Source organism: Undibacterium sp. 5I2, from assembly GCF_035019605.1.
Classification (GTDB): Bacteria; Pseudomonadota; Gammaproteobacteria; order Burkholderiales; family Burkholderiaceae_D; genus Undibacterium.
This window is the reverse complement of the sequence record NZ_JASJVS010000010.1, coordinates 31,750-52,368: the sequence shown is the minus strand read 5'-3', so window position 1 is coordinate 52,368 and position 20,619 is coordinate 31,750. Positions and strand designations below refer to the sequence as shown.

General features: G+C 54.4%; 19 protein-coding genes. 11 read left to right on the top strand and 8 right to left on the bottom strand.

What is annotated here, in order from left to right:
- Window positions 1-62 precede the first annotated feature (62 nt).
- The 6 genes from QN359_RS05770 to QN359_RS05745 all read left to right on the top strand — a co-directional run bounded on the left by QN359_RS05770 (window position 63) and on the right by QN359_RS05745 (window position 5,629).
- The gene (locus QN359_RS05770) at window positions 63-1,037 is read left to right on the top strand and encodes a tetratricopeptide repeat protein (RefSeq protein WP_322248752.1); all 975 of its coding nucleotides are present in this window, start codon (window positions 63-65) and stop codon (window positions 1,035-1,037) included.
- A gap of 313 nt (window positions 1,038-1,350) precedes the next feature.
- Complete coding sequence (locus QN359_RS05765; protein WP_323493203.1) at window positions 1,351-2,328, top strand: tetratricopeptide repeat protein; 978 nt, start codon at window positions 1,351-1,353, stop codon at window positions 2,326-2,328.
- Entirely contained in the window at window positions 2,295-3,584 is a 1,290-nt protein-coding gene (locus QN359_RS05760) for a L,D-transpeptidase family protein (RefSeq protein WP_322248754.1), read from the top strand. The genes QN359_RS05765 and QN359_RS05760 overlap by 34 nt, the downstream gene beginning before the upstream one ends.
- Before the next feature lie 56 nt (window positions 3,585-3,640).
- Entirely contained in the window at window positions 3,641-4,303 is a 663-nt protein-coding gene (locus tag QN359_RS05755; RefSeq protein ID WP_322248755.1) for a peptidylprolyl isomerase, read from the top strand.
- A gap of 37 nt (window positions 4,304-4,340) precedes the next feature.
- On the top strand, window positions 4,341-4,829 hold the full coding sequence (locus QN359_RS05750; RefSeq protein WP_322248756.1) for a peptidylprolyl isomerase: 489 nt from the start codon (window positions 4,341-4,343) through the stop codon (window positions 4,827-4,829).
- A gap of 20 nt (window positions 4,830-4,849) precedes the next feature.
- Window positions 4,850-5,629, top strand: coding sequence for a UDP-2,3-diacylglucosamine diphosphatase (locus tag QN359_RS05745; protein ID WP_322248757.1), 780 nt, complete (start codon window positions 4,850-4,852; stop codon window positions 5,627-5,629).
- 18 nt (window positions 5,630-5,647) lie between these two features.
- Here QN359_RS05745 and QN359_RS05740 read toward each other — a convergent pair whose 3' ends face one another.
- The gene (locus QN359_RS05740) at window positions 5,648-6,328 is read right to left on the bottom strand and encodes an ABC transporter ATP-binding protein (RefSeq protein WP_322248758.1); all 681 of its coding nucleotides are present in this window, start codon (window positions 6,326-6,328) and stop codon (window positions 5,648-5,650) included.
- A gap of 10 nt (window positions 6,329-6,338) precedes the next feature.
- Here QN359_RS05740 and QN359_RS05735 point away from each other — a divergent pair, with 10 nt between their 5' ends.
- Window positions 6,339-7,007 carry an arylesterase gene (locus QN359_RS05735; protein ID WP_416200193.1) on the top strand — a complete coding sequence of 223 codons (669 nt, stop codon included), beginning with the start codon at window positions 6,339-6,341 and terminating at the stop codon, window positions 7,005-7,007.
- Entirely contained in the window at window positions 7,004-8,086 is a 1,083-nt protein-coding gene (gene mnmH, locus QN359_RS05730) for a tRNA 2-selenouridine(34) synthase MnmH (protein ID WP_322248759.1), read from the top strand. The genes QN359_RS05735 and mnmH overlap by 4 nt, the downstream gene beginning before the upstream one ends.
- A 57-nt stretch (window positions 8,087-8,143) precedes the next feature.
- Here the strand turns inward: mnmH and ccoS are convergent, their stop codons facing one another.
- The 7 genes from ccoS to QN359_RS05695 form a co-directional block, all read right to left on the bottom strand.
- A complete protein-coding gene (ccoS, locus tag QN359_RS05725) occupies window positions 8,144-8,287 on the bottom strand; it encodes a cbb3-type cytochrome oxidase assembly protein CcoS (protein ID WP_322248760.1) in 144 nt (47 codons plus the stop codon).
- Complete coding sequence (locus QN359_RS05720) at window positions 8,284-10,524, bottom strand: cation-translocating P-type ATPase (protein WP_322248761.1); 2,241 nt, start codon at window positions 10,522-10,524, stop codon at window positions 8,284-8,286. Before QN359_RS05720 ends, ccoS begins: the two co-directional genes overlap by 4 nt.
- Window positions 10,525-10,532: 8 nt before the next feature.
- A complete protein-coding gene (locus QN359_RS05715; protein ID WP_323493205.1) occupies window positions 10,533-10,775 on the bottom strand; it encodes a heavy metal translocating P-type ATPase metal-binding domain-containing protein in 243 nt (80 codons plus the stop codon).
- 444 nt (window positions 10,776-11,219) lie between these two features.
- Entirely contained in the window at window positions 11,220-12,194 is a 975-nt protein-coding gene (locus tag QN359_RS05710; RefSeq protein WP_322248763.1) for a S49 family peptidase, read from the bottom strand.
- 14 nt (window positions 12,195-12,208) lie between these two features.
- Complete coding sequence (locus tag QN359_RS05705) at window positions 12,209-12,574, bottom strand: Rieske (2Fe-2S) protein (RefSeq protein WP_322248764.1); 366 nt, start codon at window positions 12,572-12,574, stop codon at window positions 12,209-12,211.
- An 11-nt stretch (window positions 12,575-12,585) separates the two neighbouring features.
- Window positions 12,586-13,245 (bottom strand): HAD-IIIA family hydrolase, encoded by a 660-nt coding sequence (locus tag QN359_RS05700; protein ID WP_322248765.1) that lies wholly within the window; start codon window positions 13,243-13,245, stop codon window positions 12,586-12,588.
- An 81-nt stretch (window positions 13,246-13,326) separates the two neighbouring features.
- Window positions 13,327-14,301: an RluA family pseudouridine synthase gene (locus QN359_RS05695; protein ID WP_322248766.1), complete on the bottom strand. Its 975-nt coding sequence runs from the start codon at window positions 14,299-14,301 to the stop codon at window positions 13,327-13,329.
- Between the two features lie 700 nt (window positions 14,302-15,001).
- Between QN359_RS05695 and QN359_RS05690 the strand changes: the two genes are divergently transcribed.
- The 3 genes from QN359_RS05690 to moaA all read left to right on the top strand — a co-directional run bounded on the left by QN359_RS05690 (window position 15,002) and on the right by moaA (window position 20,618).
- Window positions 15,002-18,040 carry an Rne/Rng family ribonuclease gene (locus tag QN359_RS05690; RefSeq protein WP_322248767.1) on the top strand — a complete coding sequence of 1,013 codons (3,039 nt, stop codon included), beginning with the start codon at window positions 15,002-15,004 and terminating at the stop codon, window positions 18,038-18,040.
- A gap of 82 nt (window positions 18,041-18,122) precedes the next feature.
- A complete protein-coding gene (gene chrA / locus QN359_RS05685) occupies window positions 18,123-19,424 on the top strand; it encodes a chromate efflux transporter (protein ID WP_322248768.1) in 1,302 nt (433 codons plus the stop codon).
- Between the two features lie 75 nt (window positions 19,425-19,499).
- The gene (moaA, locus tag QN359_RS05680) at window positions 19,500-20,618 is read left to right on the top strand and encodes a GTP 3',8-cyclase MoaA (RefSeq protein WP_322248769.1); all 1,119 of its coding nucleotides are present in this window, start codon (window positions 19,500-19,502) and stop codon (window positions 20,616-20,618) included.
- Window position 20,619: the final 1 nt, after the last annotated feature.

Sequence of the window (20,619 nt, the reverse complement as noted above, 5' to 3'; positions counted from 1 at the left end):
ACGCACGAGTATAACATTGCCGCCCCCTATGCAATCAAGCTCTGACAACCAGTGAGAATAGTATGCGCCCCATTTTAAAGAAGCTCTTCGTCCTATCACAATTGACCTTGGCTATCTTGAGCGTCTCGGCATTTGCCGATGAGGTCAGTGATATCGACAAACTGATCCGTGCCGGTCAAACCGTCGAAGCCCTGCGCAAAGTCGACACGGCCCTGGTGCTGCATCCCAAAGATGCGCAAATGCGCTTCCTGAAGGGTTTGATTCTGACCCAACAAAATAAACCAAGCGATGCCATCACGGTATTTTCCAAGCTCAGCGACGATTATCCCGAACTGCCCGAGCCGTACAATAATTTAGCCGTTCTGTATGCCGCCAACGGCCAGTACGATAAAGCCCGCAGCTCGTTGGAGTCGGCCATACGGGTCAACCCGACTTATGGTACGGCGCAAGAAAATCTTGGTGATGTGTATGCCAAACTGGCTAGCCAAGCTTACGATAAAGCCTTGCAACTCGACCCTGGCAATGCCACGGCGAAGCAAAAATCCACCCTTGTGCATACTTTAGTCGGCAACCCACCTAGCGGCACGAATGCGAAAGTCGCGGCAAAAACGCCACCGACCGCTACCCAAACCGGGCAGAAGCCGGTCGGTATGGTCGAACTGCAGGCCAAAGCCGATGCCGGTAAAACCTTAGCTCCCGAGCAAGCAGAACTGATACGTAAGATAAAAAATTGGGCGCAAGTTTGGAGCGAAAAAAATACCGAGGCCTACCTCGCACATTACGCGCCGGATTTTCAACCGGCCAGCGGCGCAGCGCATAAAACTTGGGTAGAGGAAAGACGCAACCGTATCGGTAGCAAAGGCCGCATCGAAGTCAAACTGGAAGACATCAAAGTTGCCGTAAATGGCGATACGGCAACCGTTCAATTTCGCCAGATTTACACTTCTGACAAATTGACCGAGAAAAACAGCAAAACCCTGGTGCTGGCAAAAACCGATGGCAAATGGCTGATCAAACAAGAGCGCGCGGCTAACTGAAGCGGGCGCATGCTTGCGGCGCGGAGAGGTGACTGCTCCGGTTAACAGATTGCGCCGCTCAGTGTTAAAAATAAATAAAAAAAAACGATAATGAGACGCTCAGTACGCATGTTTGTAGGGGTAAAAGCCCAAGCCCGCGCACTTATTTGATAAGATGACGCTTTGCTGTCGCTACATTCGGCTTGAGCTGCCGCTTTTACACTCTACTTCATTTCATGCCCCAGCAAACTCTAAGAACACTAACCCGTACACCATGCGCCACATTTTAAGAAGTGTCTTCGTAATTTCCCACTTGTCGCTCGCATTGACGGCCATGCCGTCGTTCGCAGATGAGGGCGGCGACGTCAGCAAATTGTTGCGAACTGGCCAAACTGCCGAAGCTTTACGGAAAGTCGATGGGGCGCTGGCGACGCGTCCGAAAGATGCGCAATTGCGTTTTCTTAAAGGCTTGATACTGACCGAACAAAACAAAACAGTCGAAGCGATCAGTATCTTCAGCAAACTCACCGATGATTATCCGGAATTGCCAGAACCGTATAATAATTTGGCCGTCTTATACGCATCTGCTGGGCAATACGACAAAGCGCGCGCGGCACTGGAGATGGCGATCCGTACCAATCCTGTCTACAGTACGGCGCATGAAAACCTCGGTGATATCTATGCCAAACTGGCCAGCCAAGCTTACGGTAAGGCACTGCAACTCGACTCTGGTAATAGCGTAGCGAAATTAAAATTAACTTTGGTGCACAATTTGGTCGGCAATGTGACCGGTGGCACCAATCCGAAACCAGATCCCAAAACAGCCGTGTCGGCACCTCTGCCAACCCCCGTACCGGCGTTGGCACAAGCCAAGCAAACACCAGTGCCGCCGGCGAAAATCGAAGCGGCACCGAGCAAAGCGACGCCGCTGGTCAAAACAGAACCAGTCAAACCACGTCCGCCGGTTGATCGCGATGAAGACGATGTCATCAAAGTGGTGGAAAACTGGGCTAAAGCCTGGAGCAATAAAGAAACCAATACTTATCTGTCGTACTATGCGAAAGATTTTCAAGCCCCGAAAGGCATGAGCCGCAAAGCTTGGGCCGAAGAGCGGCGTGACCGTATCGAGGGCAAGGGTCGCATCAATGTCAAAATTGAAGGCTTAAAAGTGAGCATAGATGGTTCGCTCGCGACAGTAAAATTTCGCCAAATTTACACTTCCGATAAACTGACTGCCAATAGTCGAAAAACGCTGAATATGAGCAAAATCGATGGTAAATGGCAAATCAAGCAGGAGCGCGCGGGCAGTTGATGGCTTTCTTTGCTTATAACCTTACTTCTGCCAAGCTGGTGACGAAGTTGAGCCGCTACGTCCTGCTCTTCATTGCCGCTGCCGCCCTCAGCGTCTGCTTTACTGAGGCGCAAGCACGCAAGTCGCCGGTCTTTGAGAGTCGTGTCGCGGCAGCCCCGAACCCAGATGAATTGCTCGCCGAAGTGTATCAACATTTAGCGGCCAACGAGTTGCAAGCTGCGCAAACTAAAGTTGATCAGTTGATCGCCGCGTACCCACTGTTTCAGCTCGCGCATTTAATCCGCGGTGATTTGCTACTCATGCACTCGCGTCCGGTCAGCAGTTTCGGCGGCGGTGCCGGTGCCAGTGCCGATAAACTCAAAGATATGCGCGATGAAGCAACTGCGCGCATCAAAGCTTACCGTGAGCGTCCGGCAGCTGATCTGGTGCCGAGTCCGGTACTGCAATTGCGTGACGATCAAAAACAGGTACTCGTGATCGACGCCGTCAAGGCCAGATTATATCTGTATGAAAACAGCGGCGGACAGTTGAAGTTACTGAGCGACCATTACATCAGCCACGGCAAATTCGGCCTGAATAAGATCAAAGAAGGCGACCAAAGAACACCAGTTGGCGTGTATTACATCACCAGCCGCTTGTCTGGCAGTAAATTGCCCGATTTTTATGGCCCCGGTGCTCTGCCCCTGAACTACCCGAATGAATGGGATAAGGTGAACGGCCGCAGTGGTTCCGGTATTTGGTTGCATGGCATGCCCTCGACCAGCTTCAGCCGCCCACCGTTCGCCTCCGACGGCTGCGTGGTGCTGACCAATTTCGATTTCATGAAAATTTCCGGGCTCATCGACATAGGCAAAACCCCGGTGATCATCAGCGAGCATCTGGAATTCATCACGCGTGCGCAATGGTCGGCCGATAAACAGTTGGCCAGCAACTTGTTGGAAGAGTGGCGGCGCGATATGGAAAGTCGGAATGCCAATCGGATTTTCGCCAATTACTCGCGCAACTTCAAAACCATGCAAGCAGAAGACCTGAACACTTGGTTTGCGCGTCAACGCCAAATCTGGGAACTCGGCTCGACACCACTGATACAATTGAAAGACGTGACGCAATTCCGTTACCCCGGCAAAGATGAGATCATCGTCAGCACGTTTACCCAAGAAACCCAAGCCGGCAAGAGCCACTCGAGCATACGCAAGCGCCAATACTGGCTCAAAGAAGCCGGTAAATGGCGCATCATTTATGAAGCCGCTCTCTGAGCAGGCTGCTCGCCGCCGGCTGTGCCGGATTTTTTCATCCCTACACTAAAATTACCATGAGCCAAATTCGTCGCCAATTTTTGACCCTCTTGTGCAGTACACTGTGCGGCCTCAGCTTCTGCCAAGCGGGCGCGGCCGAACTGCCCAAGGTCTCGATCAAAACCAATCTCGGTGAGATTGTCATCGAACTTTACCCCGACGCGGCACCGAAAACCGTCGCTAATTTTCTGGCTTACGTCAAGAGCGGGCAATATAAGGGTACACTGTTTCATCGGGTTATCGATAATTTCATGGTGCAAGGTGGCGGTTACGACAAGAATTTCAAAGAAAAAGCGGTACGCCCGGCGATCGTTTCTGAATCGCGCAGCGCGCTGGACCACGGTTTGAAAAATACCAAAGGCACGCTGGCGATGGCACGCACCGAAGACCCGAATTCGGCGACGGCGCAGTTTTTCATCAATGTCAAAGACAATGATTTTCTCGATCACCAGATTATCCCGGCCGGCGACCCGGTCAGCTTCACTTATCGCGGTAATATAGTCACTGCGCCGCGTCGGCAAGCATTGGCCGCGACGGCTGGTTACACACCGTTTGGTAAAGTGATACAAGGCATGGACGTGGTCGAAAAAATTCAGACCAGCGCGACCGGCGAGAGCCATATGATGCCGAATGTACCAAATAAAAACATCGTCATTGAATCGGCGACTGTTATAAAATAATTCCCAGTTTTCATTTCATCATTCATTAAGGAATACCATGGCCGTTATTATGACCACCAATCTGGGCACTATCCGTATCGAACTCGATGCTGAAAAAGCGCCGAAAACCGTTGCCAACTTCCTCGCTTACGTCGAAGCCGGCCACTACGCAGGCACGATTTTTCATCGCGTGATCGACGGCTTCATGATCCAAGGCGGCGGCTTTGAACCGGGCATGACGCAAAAAGACACCCAGGCACCGATCGAAAACGAAGCCAACAATGGCTTGAAAAACGAACGCTACACCCTGGCGATGGCACGCACCGGCGCGCCGCATTCGGCCAGCGCCCAGTTCTTCATCAACACTGGCAATAACAGCTTCCTCGATTTCCCGGGTCAAGATGGCTGGGGCTATTGTGTATTCGGTAAAGTGACCGAAGGTAGCGACATCGTCGACATCATCAAAGCGGTCAAAACATCGCGTTCCGGTATGTTCCAAGACGTTCCAGTGGAAGACGTCGTCATCCTCAAAGCCGAAATCGTTTAAGCGACGCGAACCTGCTGCCCATGCACGCGACCCAGTCGACACAGGCAGCGCCGCTGGCGGCACTGTTTGTGTCAGATATCCATTTAAGCCCGGCGCTGCCGCTTACCACGGCGGCCTTTTTGCGTTTTCTGGCGCAGCATGGCGCTGGTGCGAAACGCCTGTATCTGCTCGGTGATTTGTTCGAGTATTGGGTCGGCGACGATGATCTTGACGACCCCTACCATCAAACCATAGTTTGCGCCTTGCAGCAGTTGGCCGCACACGGCACGGAACTGTTTTGGATAGGCGGAAATCGTGACTTCTTAATCGGCCGCGTCTTTGCACTAGCGACTTCTATGCAGTTGCTGCCGGAACCGAGCGTGATCGTAGCCGGCGCACAGCGCATCATCCTCTGCCACGGCGACGCCGCCTGCACCGACGACCTCGATTACATGCGCTTTCGCAGCATGGTCCGCAGCAGCGCTTGGCAAGAGCAATTTCTGGCGCAAGACTTAGCCACACGCAAGCAACTCGTTGCAGCTATGCGCAGCAATAGCAAGAACGAGCAAGCACAAAAGGAAATGGCGATCATGGATGTCAATCCAGCTGCGATTGCCGCCGTGTTTGAGGCCTGCGCCTGCGACACCATGATACATGGGCACACGCACCGGCCGGCGCGGCATGAACAAGATGGCCGGCGCCGCTATGTGTTACCAGATTGGGACTGCGACACCACACCGGCGCGCGGCGGTTGGATTGCCATCGATGAGGCTGGCACAATCAGCCGCCACCAACTCGATGGCAGTGTGACCAGCGCTTAAGCGGACACGCGACCCACACTACTCGGCCAGCAATTGACCCGACTTCATCGTCAAGGTGCGCTCACAGCGCGCGGCGATGCTCAAATCATGCGTCACCAACACCAAGGTCGAGCGATGTTCACGATTGAGCTCGAACATCAAAGCGATCACGGCTTCACCGGTTACGGCATCAAGACTACCGGTCGGCTCATCGGCAAACAAGAATGCCGGCTCAGTGACAAAGGCGCGCGCCAGAGCAACCCGTTGCTGCTCGCCACCTGATAGATATTTCGGATAATGGCGCAAACGCTGCCCTAAGCCTACCCGCTCGAGCATGGCCGTGGCTTTTTGCTGGGCCGCGCGGTCACCGCGTAATTCCAATGGCAACATGACATTTTCCAGCGCTGTCAAATGCATCAGCAATTGAAACGATTGAAACACGAAGCCTAGCTGTTCTTTGCGAAACAGCGCACGCTCATCTTCACTCAGAGAAAACAAATCGACGCCTGCCAAGTTGACGCGACCGCTGCTGGGCAAGTCTAATCCGGCCAAGATGCCGAGCAAGGTAGACTTGCCGCTGCCGGAGGCACCAACTATTGCAAGCGCTTGTCCCGTTGGCACGGTAAAATCGATACCATCGAGAATAGTCAGTTGCCCACCGCTATCTTCGACTTTTTTGTTCAAGGCATAGACTTCTATGCTGTTTGTGTGCGTTTTCATAGGACTTGTCATGCTGTTTTTTATACCCACTCATCAATGTAAGCTGCTGGTTTCACGCGGTCTGATGTTCATCGCCCTCAGTCTGAGCATGAATTTTGCCTATTCTGCAGCAAAAACGGTGCTCGTGCTCGGTGACAGTTTATCGGCTGAATACGGTCTGGCTCGAGGACAAGGTTGGGTCAGTTTGCTGGAAAAAAAGATCATCGAAGAAAATCTGGCCGTTACCGTAGTCAATGCCAGCATCAGCGGCGAAACCACCAGCGGCGGCAGAAGCCGTTTGCCGGCATTACTCAAGCGGCTCAATCCCGATATCGTGATCATTGAACTCGGCGGCAACGATGCCTTGCGCGGTCTGGCACTGAACGCCTCGGAAGATAATTTCCGCACCATGATTACCAGTATAAAACAAAGCCAGGCTGCGGTACTGCTGGTTGGCATGCAAATTCCACCGAATTATGGCAAAGACTATACCGAGCGTTTCTTTTCGATATACGGCAAATTAGCGCAGGAACAAAAAATCAGTTTGGTACCGTTTTTACTCGAAGGTATCGCTGAGCGCAGCGAATTATTTCAAGCCGATCGCATTCATCCACTCGCCACCGCGCACCCTGTGATGCTGGCCAATGTGTGGAAGCCCTTGCTCCCCCTCTTGAAGAAAACGAAACAAGCCAGCCAATGAAATATCCGGAAATCCTTCAGTTCACTGACATCACGGATAAATTAGCACAATTTTCCAGCATCATTGATGTCCGCAGCCCGGCGGAATTTGCCGAAGACCACTTGCCTGGCGCAATCAATTGCCCGGTACTTGACGATGAAGAGCGCATACGCATCGGCACGCTGTATAAGCAAGTCGGGTCTTTTGAAGCCAAGCGGGCCGGTGCGGCCGTGGTGGCGCATAATATCGGTCGCCACCTCGAAGAGCAATTTGCCGATAAACCGCGCGAATGGCGGCCACTGGTTTATTGCTGGCGTGGTGGGAACCGCAGTGCTTCCATGGCACACATCTTGGCCAAGGTCGGCTGGCAAGCGGCACAACTCGAGGGTGGCTATAAAGCCTACCGTCAGCACCTGAATCTGAGTCTGCCGCAATTGGCCGAAAATTTGCCCTGGCGTGTATTGTGCGGCCCCACCGGCAGCGGTAAGAGTCGTATGCTGCAAAGCTTGCAGGCATTAGGCGAACAAGTACTCGACCTTGAGCAACTGGCAGCACACCGTGGCTCGGTGCTCGGTGAATTGCCAGACCAAGCGCAACCTTCGCAAAAGATGTTTGAAAGCCAGATTTGGCAATTACTGCGAACAATCGATAGGCAACGGCCGATTTACGTCGAAGCCGAAAGTAAAAAAGTCGGTAATTTGCGCGTCCCGGCCGCCATCATGGATGGCATGCGCAGCGCACCGTGCGTATCACTGGCACTCAATAATGTCGATCGGGTGGCCTTGCTGCTGGCCGACTATGCGCATTATGTCGCCGACCCGGCGCAATTCTGCCGCCAACTCGACTTCCTCGCCCACTTGCATGGCAAAGAGCGGATAGAGCAATGGAAAGTACGCGTGTCTCAAGGCCAGTTGGCCGAGGTCGTGCTCAGTTTGCTCGAAGATCATTACGATCCAGCTTACCGTAAGTCGATTGCACGTAATTTCCTGCAATTCAACCAGGCACCGACGCTGACCCAACATGGCATCACTGAAGCTGTGTTTGCTGAGCAAGCGCGTCAAATTATGGATTGGGAAGTGCGGGCAAAGCGCTTGGATTAAATCCGCGCTTACCCAGGTGGGGGAGGACGTCAAAAGCGATTCTTATTTTCCCGCACATCACCCATCCACATCATCAAGAATACGCTGCCCTTCCTGATCAAGCTCATCGAACTGACGATGATTGATGGCCCACCAAAACAGGGCTCCGATGGCGAATACCATGACTAAGCTTAAGGGTATGAGTAAGTAGAGGATATTCATGATTCCACCAAGTTGTCGAGCAGCACATGCTGCGGTTGCGGCAGCAAATATAAACGCAGCGCATTCAAGACTACGATCAGGGAACTGAGCGACATACCCAACGCCGCATGCCAAGGTGCCAGCCAACCGAGCACGGCGGCGGGAATGGCGACGGCATTGTAGAGCATGGCCCAGATCAAGTTTTCACGAATCAAACGCAAGGCCTTGGTGGCGACCACAAAGGCATAGTCGAGGTCAGTGAGGCGATTCGACATCAGCAACAAGTCGCTGCGGGTCTGAGAAATCGGTGCGCCCTGCCCCATGGCAATGCCGACATGGGCCAAGGATAACACCGGCCCATCATTCATGCCATCGCCGACCATGGCGACGATGGCGCCATGTGCCTGCAAATCCTGCACCACAGCGAATTTATCACCCGGACTCAAGCCACCGCGGGCATCGCTGATACCGCAGAGTGCGGCAACTCTTTGCACCACATCATCACGGTCACCGGACAAGAGGCAAATTTGTTTACCGCGGTTTTGCAGTTGTCGTATCGTTTGCGCGGCATCATCACGCAAACTATCTTCCAAGCCAAACAATAACAGTGCGCCGGCTTCATCGGCCAACACCGAAACGGTTTGCGCCTGCATGGCTGGTGGCAAGCTCAGTGGCGCGCCATGCAATTGCATGGCAAAACTGATGCTGCCGAGCCGATACACGCGACCGTTGCAACGCGCTTCCACGCCACCGCCCGCTGTTTCCAGCAAAGCCTCCACCACCACGGCAGCGGCCGCTTGACTGTGCCCGGCCAAACCATCGGCGATCGCACGCGCCACTGGGTGCGCCGAGGCGGAGGCCAAGACAAAAGCGAGCACAGCAGCTTGCTCGGTGACGGCGCGCTGCGGCTCGGTGTGCACCAGGCGCAGCTTACCTTGGGTCAAGGTACCGGTTTTATCAAAAACAAAATGCGTGGCCTGCGCCATACTTTGTATCGCTCTACCATGCTTGACCAGTACGCCATTGTTGGCCATCAAGCCGATGGCGGCCGACATCACTCCTGGCGTTGCCAGCGACAAAGCGCAAGGGCAAGTAACAACGATAACGCTGATGGCAATCCACAGCGCGCGACTCGGATCGATCGTGCTCCACACCAAGGCGGCCAATACGGCGACGATCAGTATCAAACTCAGGAAGCGGCTGGCGTGTTTATCTGCCAACAAGACAATCGGCGGTTTTTCCGTAGCGGCGGCTTCCATCATCGCAATGAGGGAAGATAATTCAGTGTCGCGCCCGACCCGCAGGGCGCGCATCACCAATGCGCCGCTGACATTGATGGCACCGGCGATGACGTTTTCACCCGCAGTTTTCAGCACCGCTTGCGATTCGCCCGTCATCAGCGCTTCATCGCATTCGCTATGTCCTTCCAAGACCACGCCATCGGCCGGTATCTGCTCGCCGGCCGCAACGAGCAGGATATCCTCGACGGCCAAGGCTGCGGCATCGACCGTTTCGGTTTGCCGGCCCGGATAATGCAACAAACGTCGTGCCGTCAACGGCGCGAACTCGGTCAGCACGCGCAATGCGGTACTGGTTTTTCTTTGCACCTTGCTTTCAATCAGGCGCGCACCGAGCAAGAGAAACACAAACATGATGGCCGAATCGTAATATACGGCCCCGCCTTCAAAGGTGGCCCAGACACTGGCGAAAAACGTCAGCAGTATCCCGAGTGACACCGGTACATCCATGCCGACATGGCGATTGCGCAGATCGCGCCAAGCTGCCTTGAAAAACGGCATGGCAGAGAACCCAATGACCGGCACGGTAATGAGCATGCTGGCGATTTTTAATAATTTATCGAGATCCGGCGTGAGGTCGCCATCGATCTGCGGCAGCGGCACCAAATAAGCGGGAAAGGCATACATCATGATTTGCATCATGGCGAAGCCGGCGACGAATAATCGCCACAGCGCCATTTTATTTTCCGCGCGCGTCGCTTCGTCATCACTCTGATTGGCCGGCAAAGCACCGTAGCCAAGCGCGATGATGGCCGCGATGATGTGTTTGAGCGTGGTTTTGTCGCCATCCCAACTGAGTTCACCGCGGCCACTGACGGCATTGATGCGAAAGCTGGCAACACCGCACAGTTGACGCACACGAAATTCGATCAAGGCAACACAGGCGGCACAACGGATGCCGGACAGACGCAGTTTTTCTTGCAATAAAACGGGGGGAAGCGTGGACTCTGGGGCGGGCATGCTGACTCTTATTGTTGCTGCGCAGCCGACTTGGTGCGCAGGTAGTCGGAAATCATGTGGTTTTCTTGTATCACGTGCAAAATAGCCATACAGCCATGACAACAGACGGCCCGCTCGCCGCCATCAAAGCTGCAATACAAAGCCTTACTCAGTCGCATGCGCTCGCCGCAATGGTAGCAGGCAATCTTCGGCAGGCTCAGTGACGGCAGCCATGAAGCTGGTGCAAACCACTGAGAAAAATTAATTGCCATCGGCAAGAACCTCGAAAAAAGCATGTGTAAATAGAAAGGATGTTACCGCAATTCTGTCGTGCTTCCTTGATCTGTAACAAAGGCGCGAGAAGTGCATGGCAAAAAGCACAAAGCAAAAAGACGTCAGCATTGCACTGACGTCTCTTCGTTGCTTCGCTTACTATCACAAGAGGGACCTGAGATCCCTGAGTTTCACGCCGCAGCGTGAACAAAGGTCTTACACAAATTGTCTGCCATCAAGTTCGTACATAACCGGCACAACTAAACAACACCGGACTTCGGGTCATTACCACAGATAAGGAATAAGAAATGAATCAATATCAGCCTCCTTGTTTGAACCAGTTACGCCCCTAATATATGCCAGTTGCCAGAACCGAGGAAGACAATTAAAACTATCCAGCACGGCTCAAAGATAAAAAAAATCAAGCATACTATTTCTAAAAATCAATGTATGCTGGGTCGGTTTGCCTTCACCAAGGCAGAGATAGCAGCACTACCAACCGAGGCACCGAATTTTCTCAATACACGTTCCGGCAAGGCTTCTTTCTGCGTGTAGTCGATGACATCTTCAGCCTTGACCACATCGCGCGCCACTGAATCGATGGTGCCGTAACCATCGGCCAAACCCATTTCGACGGCCTTGCTGCCGACCCAAAACAAGCCGGAAAACGTGTCCGAAGTTTCTTTCAAGCGCGTGCCGCGGCCTTTGCGTACCACTGCGATGAACTGCTGATGGATTTCATTGAGCATCGCTTGCGAATAGGCTTTTTGTTTGTCGCTGACCGGCGAGTAGGGATCCATCAAGCCCTTGTTTTCACCGGCCGTCATCAGGCGCCGTTCGACCCCGAGCTTGCTCATCAAGCCATTGAAGCCGAAACCATCCATCAAGACCCCGATGGAGCCGACGATACTGGCTTTGTTGACATAAATCTCATCCGCCGCAGCGGCAATATAGTAGCCACCCGAGGCGCAGATTTCATCGACCACGACATACAGTTTTTTCTTTGGGTAACTTTGACGCAAACGCCCTATTTCATCGTTGATCATACCGGCCTGCACCGGACTGCCGCCCGGACTGTTGATGCGCAAGATCACCGCCATCGCACCCGGCTCAGCAAAGGCACGATTGAGTGCCGGAATGACTTCATGCGCACTGCCACTGCCGGCACCATCGATTTCGCCATCGATTTCCACCAAGGCCGTATGGTGACCTGGATGTTCACTGCTGCTGTCGATCAGATCGGTATAGCGATACACAAAGAACAGCACAATCAACAGACTGAGCAATTTGAAAAAAATACCCCAGCGGCGCTTGAGTCTCTGCTCGCGCACGGTAGCCAAGGCGAGCTTTTCCAGCACCTGGCGCTCCCACGGCTGCGCGGAGTCGGTCGCCGTGGCGGACGCATTAATTGGTTCCATACATTCTTTCGAAGTTAAGCAATAACAGCTTGAAGATAATCATCGGGATGCCAGACGATGCGGCTGTCTGTTTCAGTGACGGCAATTTTGCGCAAGCGACTGCCGCGGCAAGGGCCGCCGGAACAATGGCCGCTGGCCGGTTCGTAGATAGCACCGTGGGTGGAACACATGATGTACAAGCCGCTGCCTTCGAAAAATTCACCAGGATTCCAATCCAATTCGATCGGCACATGGGCGCAGCGATTAAGGTAAGCATGTACTTGGCCACCGTAGCGCACCACAAAACCGGTGGCGTCATCGCTGCCGGCCGTGAGCGGAAAGCGTATGCCCTTGCCGCCTTCTTGTACGTCGTCAGCAGCACAGATATCGATGGAAATCATGTCAACTCCAGTTACGCATGGGTAGTCAGCCAGTCATGCAATTCGGCAACCGTTTTGGCCGAATACAATGAGGGGCAAGTCGCCAGCATCACTGCATCATGCGCGCCATACTCGACCGCGACCGCAGCGGCCCCGGCATTGCTGGCCATCTGCAAATCGTGGGTGGTGTCACCGATCATCAGCGTGCGTTGCAGTTCCTGACCGAGTTCACGGCTCAATTCTTGCAACATGGCCGGATGCGGCTTGGAAAAGGTTTCGTCAGAGCAACGCGTGGCATCGAACACCGACATCAGATTCGCCGTATGCAAAGCGCGGCTCAATCCGACCCGACTCTTGCCGGTTGCCACGGCGAGGAAATACCCTTGCTGCGTTAAATCGGCCAGCATTTCGCGCACCCCGGGAAACAGCGGTAACTCGTGGTCTTTGGCTAAATAATGATAACGATAGCGCTCGACCATACGCGGGTAATATTTCGGGTCGATGTCGGGCAATGCTGCTTGCATGGCCGGCAGCAGCGACAAACCGATCACATACGCGGCTGCGCTGTCGCCCGGCACCGGCAAACCGAGGTCGCGGGCGGCGGCTTGAATGCACTTGACGATGGTCGCAGTGCTGTCCATCAAGGTGCCGTCCCAATCGAAGACGATGAAGTCAAATTGCTTTTTTGGCATATATAAAAGTGCGACGCCCGTTCACGATGAACAGGCGGCTTGGTTTTCGTTGAATCGAAATATCATACCATTAATAAACGATTAAGTTTTTCCGACCAGGCTCAGCAGGAAGCGCTCACAATCAGCCGGCAAACGTGCATTGTAGGTGACGGCTTGGCCGGTTTCCGGATGCGTGAAGCTGATCTGATGCGCATGCAAGAACATGCGCTTGAGGGCCCCGCGCGTGGCTGTGGCTTTTTGCAAAGCTTTGTTGAGCGGAAAATCGCCGTACTTATCATCGCCGGCAATCGCAAACCCGCTCGCTGACAGATGCACCCGGATCTGATGGGTACGACCGGTTTTGAGTTCCGCTTCCAACAGCGCAAATTCGTCAAATTTTCTCTTGAGCGAAAATACTGTGTGCGAGGCCATGCCATCGGCTTGCACGCGCACGCGTCGTTCGCCTTCGGCGGTGGTATATTTATGCAAGGGCAATTTGACATGTTGTCGGGCGTTTTTCCAGTCGCCGGCCACCAAGGTGAGGTAACGCTTGTCGGTCAAGCCGTCGCGCATTTGTTCATGCAAATTAGTTAAGGCCGTGCGTTTCTTGGCGATTAGCAATAAGCCTGAGGTTTCCCTATCGAGCCGGTGCACCAGTTCAAGAAACTTGGCCTCTGGCCGTGCTGCACGCAATTGCTCTATGACACCGTAACTGACGCCGGAACCACCGTGCACGGCCACACCGGCCGGTTTATCGATGATCAGCAGTTGGGCATCTTCAAAGATAATCGGGAATTCCAGCTTGGGGACATTCTGTAAGGCTGGGGCAGCAGCGATGCGAATTGGCGGCAAGCGCACCACATCCCCTTCCACCAAGCGATATAATTGATCAATGCGACCTTTATTGACGCGCACCTCTCCCGAGCGCAAAACTCGGTAGACATGGCTCTTCGGAACACCTTTACATATGCGCAACAAGTAATTGTCAATGCGCTGACCCGCCTCTTCTTCCGAGATTGTCAGCAGTTGTACCTTCGGTAAATCGGCCGTAGCCGCCTCAGGGAGCGTGTTTTGCATCTGTTTTTGATGCTGCCCCCGATTAATTGTCGCTAAGTCCTTCATTTTGAATATATAATCATTTTCGCTTCAGCAATTACGCCAAAGCAGTGTAAGTGGAATAAACGCCTATTTTACACAGGGGCAAGTCCATCAGCCTCGCCAGTTTGCAAATATGATGGAAAAGATGTGTATGCAAGCTCATTTGCACGCCAAGGTAGCAGCCAATTGTTGTTATCGGGCGATATAGCAGACGAGCTTGGATCAGAAAGTTCGGACAGTAAGGATAGAGAGGCAAGTAGTGCTGTTGTCACGCTGTTATCGTTATCACAGCATGCTTGCCTCGGTTTTGCGAACGAAAGCGATTCCGTCAGATACAACACAAGAAGATGGTCTGACACCAAAGTTGCTCATCGCCTGGCCTTGTCCTCAGCCGCTGTTTTAAGCGCGCCGAGTCAGACAATGCGGGGGACATGTGCACTCGAGTTCGCCAGCAAAACCAAACGCGCCCGGCGCGACGCAGAATGACACGACTGGTTCACCCTCGGCATGCGTGCCGCAGGTGACGGTTGCCATGCCATTGTGCCGCGCCACAGGCATCCCCATCCCCTCCCGACTCTCTGTTCCTGGCATACATCCCGGCACCAGTACAGTTGCTTGCTGCTTCGATGAAGCGATGCAGCAGGCGGCAAAAGATGACCACCAGGTCACGGAGTAAAACATGAAACGTATGTTGTTCAATGCAACGCAGCAAGAAGAATTGCGCGTTGCTATCGTCAATGGGCAGAAACTCATCGACATTGATATCGAGACCGCCGGTCGCGAATTACGTAAGTCCAACATTTACAAGGGTGTCATCACCCGCATCGAACCATCGCTCGAAGCTTGTTTCGTCAATTACGGCGAAGAACGTCATGGCTTTTTGCCCTTCAAGGAAGTTGCCCGCACCTATTTCAAGGAAGGCATCGACGTGCGCAATACCTCGATCAAAGAGGCTTTGCGTGAAGGTCAGGAAATCATGGTTCAGGTTGAGAAGGAAGAACGCGGCAATAAAGGCGCGGCACTGACTTCCTTCATTTCTTTGGCCGGTCGCTACCTCGTGTTGATGCCGAACAATCCGCGTGGCGGTGGTGTATCGCGCCGTGTCGAGGGCGAAGACCGTCAAGAATTGCGTGAAACCATGGATAAACTCGACCTGCCAGGCGGCATGTCGGTCATCGCCCGTACTGCCGGCATAGGCCGTAATGTTGACGAATTGCAATGGGATTTAAACTATCTGATGCAACTCTGGCGCGCGATCGAAGGTGCTGGCAAGTCATCCGCAGGGGCATTCCTGATCTATCAGGAATCTTCCTTAGTGATCCGCGCGATTCGCGATTACTTCCAGCCTGATATCGGCGAAATTCTCATCGATACCGATGAAATTTACGAACAAGCTCAGCAATTCATGAGCCATGTCATGCCTGATATGGTGCATCGCGTTAAACGTTACAGCGATGACGTGCCACTGTTTTCGCGCTTCCAGATCGAACATCAGATCGAAACCGCTTACTCGCGTACGGTACCGTTGCCATCGGGCGGCGCCATCGTGATCGACCATACCGAAGCCTTGGTCTCGGTCGACGTCAATTCGGCCCGTTCTACTCGCGGTGGCGATATCGAAACCACCGCGTTCAATACCAACTTGGAAGCCGCAGAAGAAGTTGCTCGTCAATTACGTCTGCGCGACCTCGGCGGCTTGATCGTGATCGATTTCATCGACATGGAAAACGCCAAGAACCAACGCGAAGTCGAAACCCGTCTCAAAGATGCCTTGCGCTATGACCGCGCGCGCGTCCAGATGGGGAAGATCTCGCGTTTCGGCCTCATGGAATTGTCGCGTCAGCGCCTGCGTCCATCGCTGTCCGAAGGCAGTCATGTTACCTGCCCACGCTGTAATGGCACTGGTCACATCCGCGATACTGAATCATCGGCTCTGCAAGTCCTGCGTATCATCCAGGAAGAAGCGATGAAAGAAAACTCGGCGGCGATTCATGTTCAGGTACCGGTCGATGTGGCCGCCTTCCTGCTCAACGAAAAGCGCGGCGAAATTCTGAAAATCGAAACCCGCCATCGCGTGACCGTCATTCTGATCCCGAACACGCACCTCGAAACGCCGCATTACAAGCTCGACCGCTTGAAACATGACGATCCGCGCCTCGAAGAGCATCACGCCAGCTACGCCATGGCCGAGCAAGCCGATACCGACATCGGTTACAGCAAACGTCAGAAGGATGATGTCAAGCCACGCCAAGAAGCGATGGTCAAGAGCATCACGCCTGAGCAAGCACCTATCGTGGAACGCAAAGAAGCGGCACCGGCTATCGTCGCCCCTGTGGCAGCGGCACCTGGTTTCTTCGGTAAATTGTTCGGCTTCCTGTTCGGTGCCAGCAAAACTACCGCCAGCCCGGAACCGGTGCTGACGGCTGAAGAAAAAACCGCTGAACGCGAGCGCAACAGCCGCAATGCCCGCAACAACCCGCGCAACCGCAGCCGTCGCAACCGTGATGAGCGTGAAGAGCGTCCAGCCGGCAGCAAAACGACGGAGGCTGCGAAAGCAGCGCCAGTGACAGAAGCGGCCCGTCCGGCTAAAGCCGTCAAGCCACCACGCGAAGAGCGCGAACCACGTGAACCGCGGGAAGTGCGTGAACCACGTGAGCCACGTGAGCCACGTGAAGCCAAAGAGCCGCAGGAAGGTCGTCGCGAACGTCAACAACGTAGCCGTGAAGAACGCAAAGAAGCGATGCTGACTGAAGTTAAAACTGATGATTTGATTCAAAAACACGACGATCCAATACCGGTCGAAGTAATGCCAGCCAGTTCGGCATTGAATCAACCTGAACTCAGCAGCGACAATGAAAACGCCGAGCAAAGCGAAGAACGCCGTCGTCGTCGTCGTCGTGGCGGTCGCAATCGTAATCGTCGCGAACGTGAGCCAGGTGAGCTCAACGAACAAGGCGAATTGATCAACGACAGCGATGTCGCAGAAGAAATCGTCTCCGGTGATGGCGATACCGTGGCTGCCCGTGTTGCCGCCGCAGTCGAAGCTGCCAACGCTCACAGCGCTGCTGCATTGGCAGCAAACGCAGTGGTACCGGCAGTCGCAGCAGTTGCCGTGATGGCAGAGGTTGCCGTGGTGGCAGAGGTTGCCGTGGTGGCAGAGGTTGTCGAAACGATAGCCGAACCAAGGCCAGTCGTCGCACCGACCAGCGTAGTGGTAGAAGAAACGATTGCTGCTCCGCTTGAAGTTACTGCCACAGCAGTAGCCGCACCGGCTACCATCGCTGTCGCTGCAGCTGTTGTAGCTACTCCAGTCGCAGCAGCAGTGCTTGAGACTCAGGCAGCTGCGACAGTGGAAACGCTGGTAGCTGAGCCTGTTGTCGTCGCTGAAGTTGTTGCTATTGAGCCAGTCTCTGCGCCAGCCGCCGTTGCTGAACCGGTAATTGCTGAAACTGTCGTCACGGCACCTGTCGTCATCGAAACCGTCGTCGTTGTACCGGTTGCTGTTGCACCGGTTGCTACAACGACCGCGCCGGCAGCCGATCTGAGCAGCGTACTCAACGCAGTTGGCTTGCAACTCGCCAGTACTGACCCGGAGAAACTGCGCGCCGCCCAGCAAAGCGCCAGCCTCACCGCGCCGCCGGTTCGCGTACCGCGTGTACGTAAGCCGGTAGCCGTGGTGGCTGATGAGCCCTTGGTCATGATTGAGACTCGCCACTAAGCAATACCTTGAAAAAGCCGGTACACCTGAATCAGGCGTGCCGGTTTTTTTTTGCCTGTGAATTTACCTAAATCCGCCTGCCATGCTACCAGCCCCCCTCCCGTCCGACACCGTCTCACTGCGCAGCGCATTAGCTTATTGGTTGAAACTCGGCTGCCTGAGCTTCGGCGGACCGGCCGGCCAAATCGCCATGATGCACGCTGAATTGGTAGAAAAACGGCGCTGGATTTCCGAAGCACGTTTTTTGCACGCACTCAACTACTGCATGTTGCTGCCCGGACCGGAGGCGACGCAATTAGCCATTTACATAGGCTGGTTGATGCATAAAACGCGTGGCGGCATCTTGGCCGGCATCTTGTTCATTTTGCCCAGCCTGGGTCTGCTGATCGCGCTGTCTTATCTGTATTTACAATTCGGCCAACATCATTTGATCAATGGCGTACTGGCCGGCATCCGGCCAGCCGTCGCCGCCATCGTCTGCGCCGCCGCTTGGCGTATCGGCCGACGCAGCCTCACCAATGTCTACTTGCGCGCGATCGCGATCCTGTCGTTTATTGCCATCACTGTGCTGAGCTTGCCATTCCCCCTCATTTTGTTGGTCGCTGCCGTGCTCGGCACGGCATTCGCCGCGTCCATCGCTCCGCCCGATGCCACAGCAAAGAGCGCAAGTGCGGCAACTGCCTTGATCGATGACAATAGCCCGACTCCTGCGCATGCACGTTTCCAGCTCGGCGGCTTGCTGCGTATCATATCGCTTGGCGTCGCCTTAGGTGTGCTGGCATGGGCAGCCTTAGAATATTGTTTCGGTCCGAATAATCCCCTCAGCGAGATGACTTGGTTTTTTACCAAAACCGCCCTGCTCTGCTTCGGTGGCGCCTACGCGGTGCTGCCATATGTATTTCAAAATGCCGTAGAACACTTTCACTGGTTGTCCGCCAGCCAGATGATGGATGGCTTGGCGCTCGGTGAAAGTACGCCCGGCCCATTGATCATCGTCGTCGCCTTCATCGGCTACCTCGGTGCCGCGCAGCTTCACAGTAATCCGCTGCTCGGCGCGCTGGTCGCGGCCGCTTTCACGTTTCTGCCTTCGTTTCTGTTCATCCTCGCCGGCGGCCCGCTGGTCGAAGCCAGCCGTACACAATGGCGACTCAACGCGCCACTCAAAGCGATTGCCGCTGCCGTGGTCGGTGTCATCGCCAGTTTGGCGCTGTTTTTTGTCAGCCATATCAGCCAAAACGCGGCCGGCGCACTCGACTATCGCGCCATAGCATTGATGGCTGTGGCCGGCGTGGCCTTGTTCCGTTTTCAAGTAGGCAGCATCAGCTTGTTGTCGGCATTTGCGGTGTTCGGCGCACTGGCCGCCTATTGTCAGTGGCCGCTTTGAAGCAGGGTTCTGACTGCGCTGTCATTCTCGTGGTATCGTTGCGAATTGCAACGTTTGAAGAGTAATCGCACTGCCATGAAGGAAATAGTCATCCCCCTCATCGATGCGCGCCAGCGCACGCCGCACATCGCTCTGCCAGAACAACTGCGTCGGCCTGACGGTCAGTTGCGCGATACCCGCGCACGGCCGCTGCATGATTTGCGTATTTCAGTCACCGATCGCTGCAATTTCCGTTGCGTGTATTGCATGCCCAAGCATATTTTCGATCAAGACTATGCCTATTTGCCGCAGCAAGCCCTGCTCAGTTTCGAAGAGATTACCCGCGTCGCGGCAATTTTTCTCAGCCATGGCGTGCGCAAGCTGCGCTTGACCGGCGGCGAACCGCTGTTACGCAAAAATATAGAAAAACTCGTCGCCATGCTCGCGCAATTGCGCACCGTCGACGGTGTGGCACCCGATTTGACGCTCACGACCAATGGCTCTTTGTTGGCCAAGAAAGCCCGCGCGCTCAAAGAAGCCGGTCTGACCCGCGTGAGCGTGTCGCTCGACTCCCTCGATGAAACAATTTTCCGTCGCATGAATGATGTCGATTTTGCCGTCGCCGATGTACTGGCCGGTATCGACGCTGCGGCGGCGGCTGGTCTGGGGCCGATCAAGATCAATATGGTCGTCAAGGCCGGGGTCAACGATGCTGAAGTGGTGCCGATGGTGCGCCATTTCCGCGATAGTCCGCATATCTTGCGCCTGATCGAATATATGGATGTCGGCACCTCCAACGCTTGGCAAAAACAAGAAGTCATCAGCTCACAGCACTTGGTCGAGCGCATCGTCGCCGCCGGCATGCCGCTCGTGGCGCTGCCGGCCAATTATCGCGGCGAAACCGCCGAGCGTTGGCAGCACAGCAACGGACACGCTGAAATCGGCTTTATTTCCAGCGTCAGCCATGCTTTTTGCGGCGATTGCAGTCGCGCCCGGCTATCCACCGAGGGTAAGCTGTACACTTGCTTGTTCGCCAGCGCCGGTCATGATTTGCGCGCATTGTTACGCGGACCGGAACAACATAGCGACTTGCTCATCGCCAATGTCATCGCTGGTATCTGGCAACAGCGCAGCGATCGCTATTCAGAATTACGCAGCCAGCAAGACCCGGCAGCCCAGCGCACGCAGATAGAAATGTCTTACATCGGCGGCTGAC

What these genes read in the sequence shown, in the direction of transcription:
- QN359_RS05770 (WP_322248752.1), top strand. Translation starts at nt 63, where the DNA reads ATGCGCCCCATTTTAAAGAAGCTCTTCGTCCTATCACAATTGACCTTG.
- QN359_RS05765 (WP_323493203.1), top strand. Translation starts at nt 1,351, where the DNA reads ATGCCGTCGTTCGCAGATGAGGGCGGCGACGTCAGCAAATTGTTGCGA.
- QN359_RS05760 (WP_322248754.1), top strand. Translation starts at nt 2,295, where the DNA reads ATGGCAAATCAAGCAGGAGCGCGCGGGCAGTTGATGGCTTTCTTTGCT.
- QN359_RS05755 (WP_322248755.1), top strand. Translation starts at nt 3,641, where the DNA reads ATGAGCCAAATTCGTCGCCAATTTTTGACCCTCTTGTGCAGTACACTG.
- QN359_RS05750 (WP_322248756.1), top strand. Translation starts at nt 4,341, where the DNA reads ATGGCCGTTATTATGACCACCAATCTGGGCACTATCCGTATCGAACTC.
- QN359_RS05745 (WP_322248757.1), top strand. Translation starts at nt 4,850, where the DNA reads ATGCACGCGACCCAGTCGACACAGGCAGCGCCGCTGGCGGCACTGTTT.
- QN359_RS05740 (WP_322248758.1), bottom strand. Translation starts at nt 6,328, where the DNA reads ATGAAAACGCACACAAACAGCATAGAAGTCTATGCCTTGAACAAAAAA.
- QN359_RS05735 (WP_416200193.1), top strand. Translation starts at nt 6,339, where the DNA reads ATGCTGTTTTTTATACCCACTCATCAATGTAAGCTGCTGGTTTCACGC.
- mnmH (WP_322248759.1), top strand. Translation starts at nt 7,004, where the DNA reads ATGAAATATCCGGAAATCCTTCAGTTCACTGACATCACGGATAAATTA.
- ccoS (WP_322248760.1), bottom strand. Translation starts at nt 8,287, where the DNA reads ATGAATATCCTCTACTTACTCATACCCTTAAGCTTAGTCATGGTATTC.
- QN359_RS05720 (WP_322248761.1), bottom strand. Translation starts at nt 10,524, where the DNA reads ATGCCCGCCCCAGAGTCCACGCTTCCCCCCGTTTTATTGCAAGAAAAA.
- QN359_RS05715 (WP_323493205.1), bottom strand. Translation starts at nt 10,775, where the DNA reads ATGGCAATTAATTTTTCTCAGTGGTTTGCACCAGCTTCATGGCTGCCG.
- QN359_RS05710 (WP_322248763.1), bottom strand. Translation starts at nt 12,194, where the DNA reads ATGGAACCAATTAATGCGTCCGCCACGGCGACCGACTCCGCGCAGCCG.
- QN359_RS05705 (WP_322248764.1), bottom strand. Translation starts at nt 12,574, where the DNA reads ATGATTTCCATCGATATCTGTGCTGCTGACGACGTACAAGAAGGCGGC.
- QN359_RS05700 (WP_322248765.1), bottom strand. Translation starts at nt 13,245, where the DNA reads ATGCCAAAAAAGCAATTTGACTTCATCGTCTTCGATTGGGACGGCACC.
- QN359_RS05695 (WP_322248766.1), bottom strand. Translation starts at nt 14,301, where the DNA reads ATGCAAAACACGCTCCCTGAGGCGGCTACGGCCGATTTACCGAAGGTA.
- QN359_RS05690 (WP_322248767.1), top strand. Translation starts at nt 15,002, where the DNA reads ATGAAACGTATGTTGTTCAATGCAACGCAGCAAGAAGAATTGCGCGTT.
- chrA (WP_322248768.1), top strand. Translation starts at nt 18,123, where the DNA reads ATGCTACCAGCCCCCCTCCCGTCCGACACCGTCTCACTGCGCAGCGCA.
- moaA (WP_322248769.1), top strand. Translation starts at nt 19,500, where the DNA reads ATGAAGGAAATAGTCATCCCCCTCATCGATGCGCGCCAGCGCACGCCG.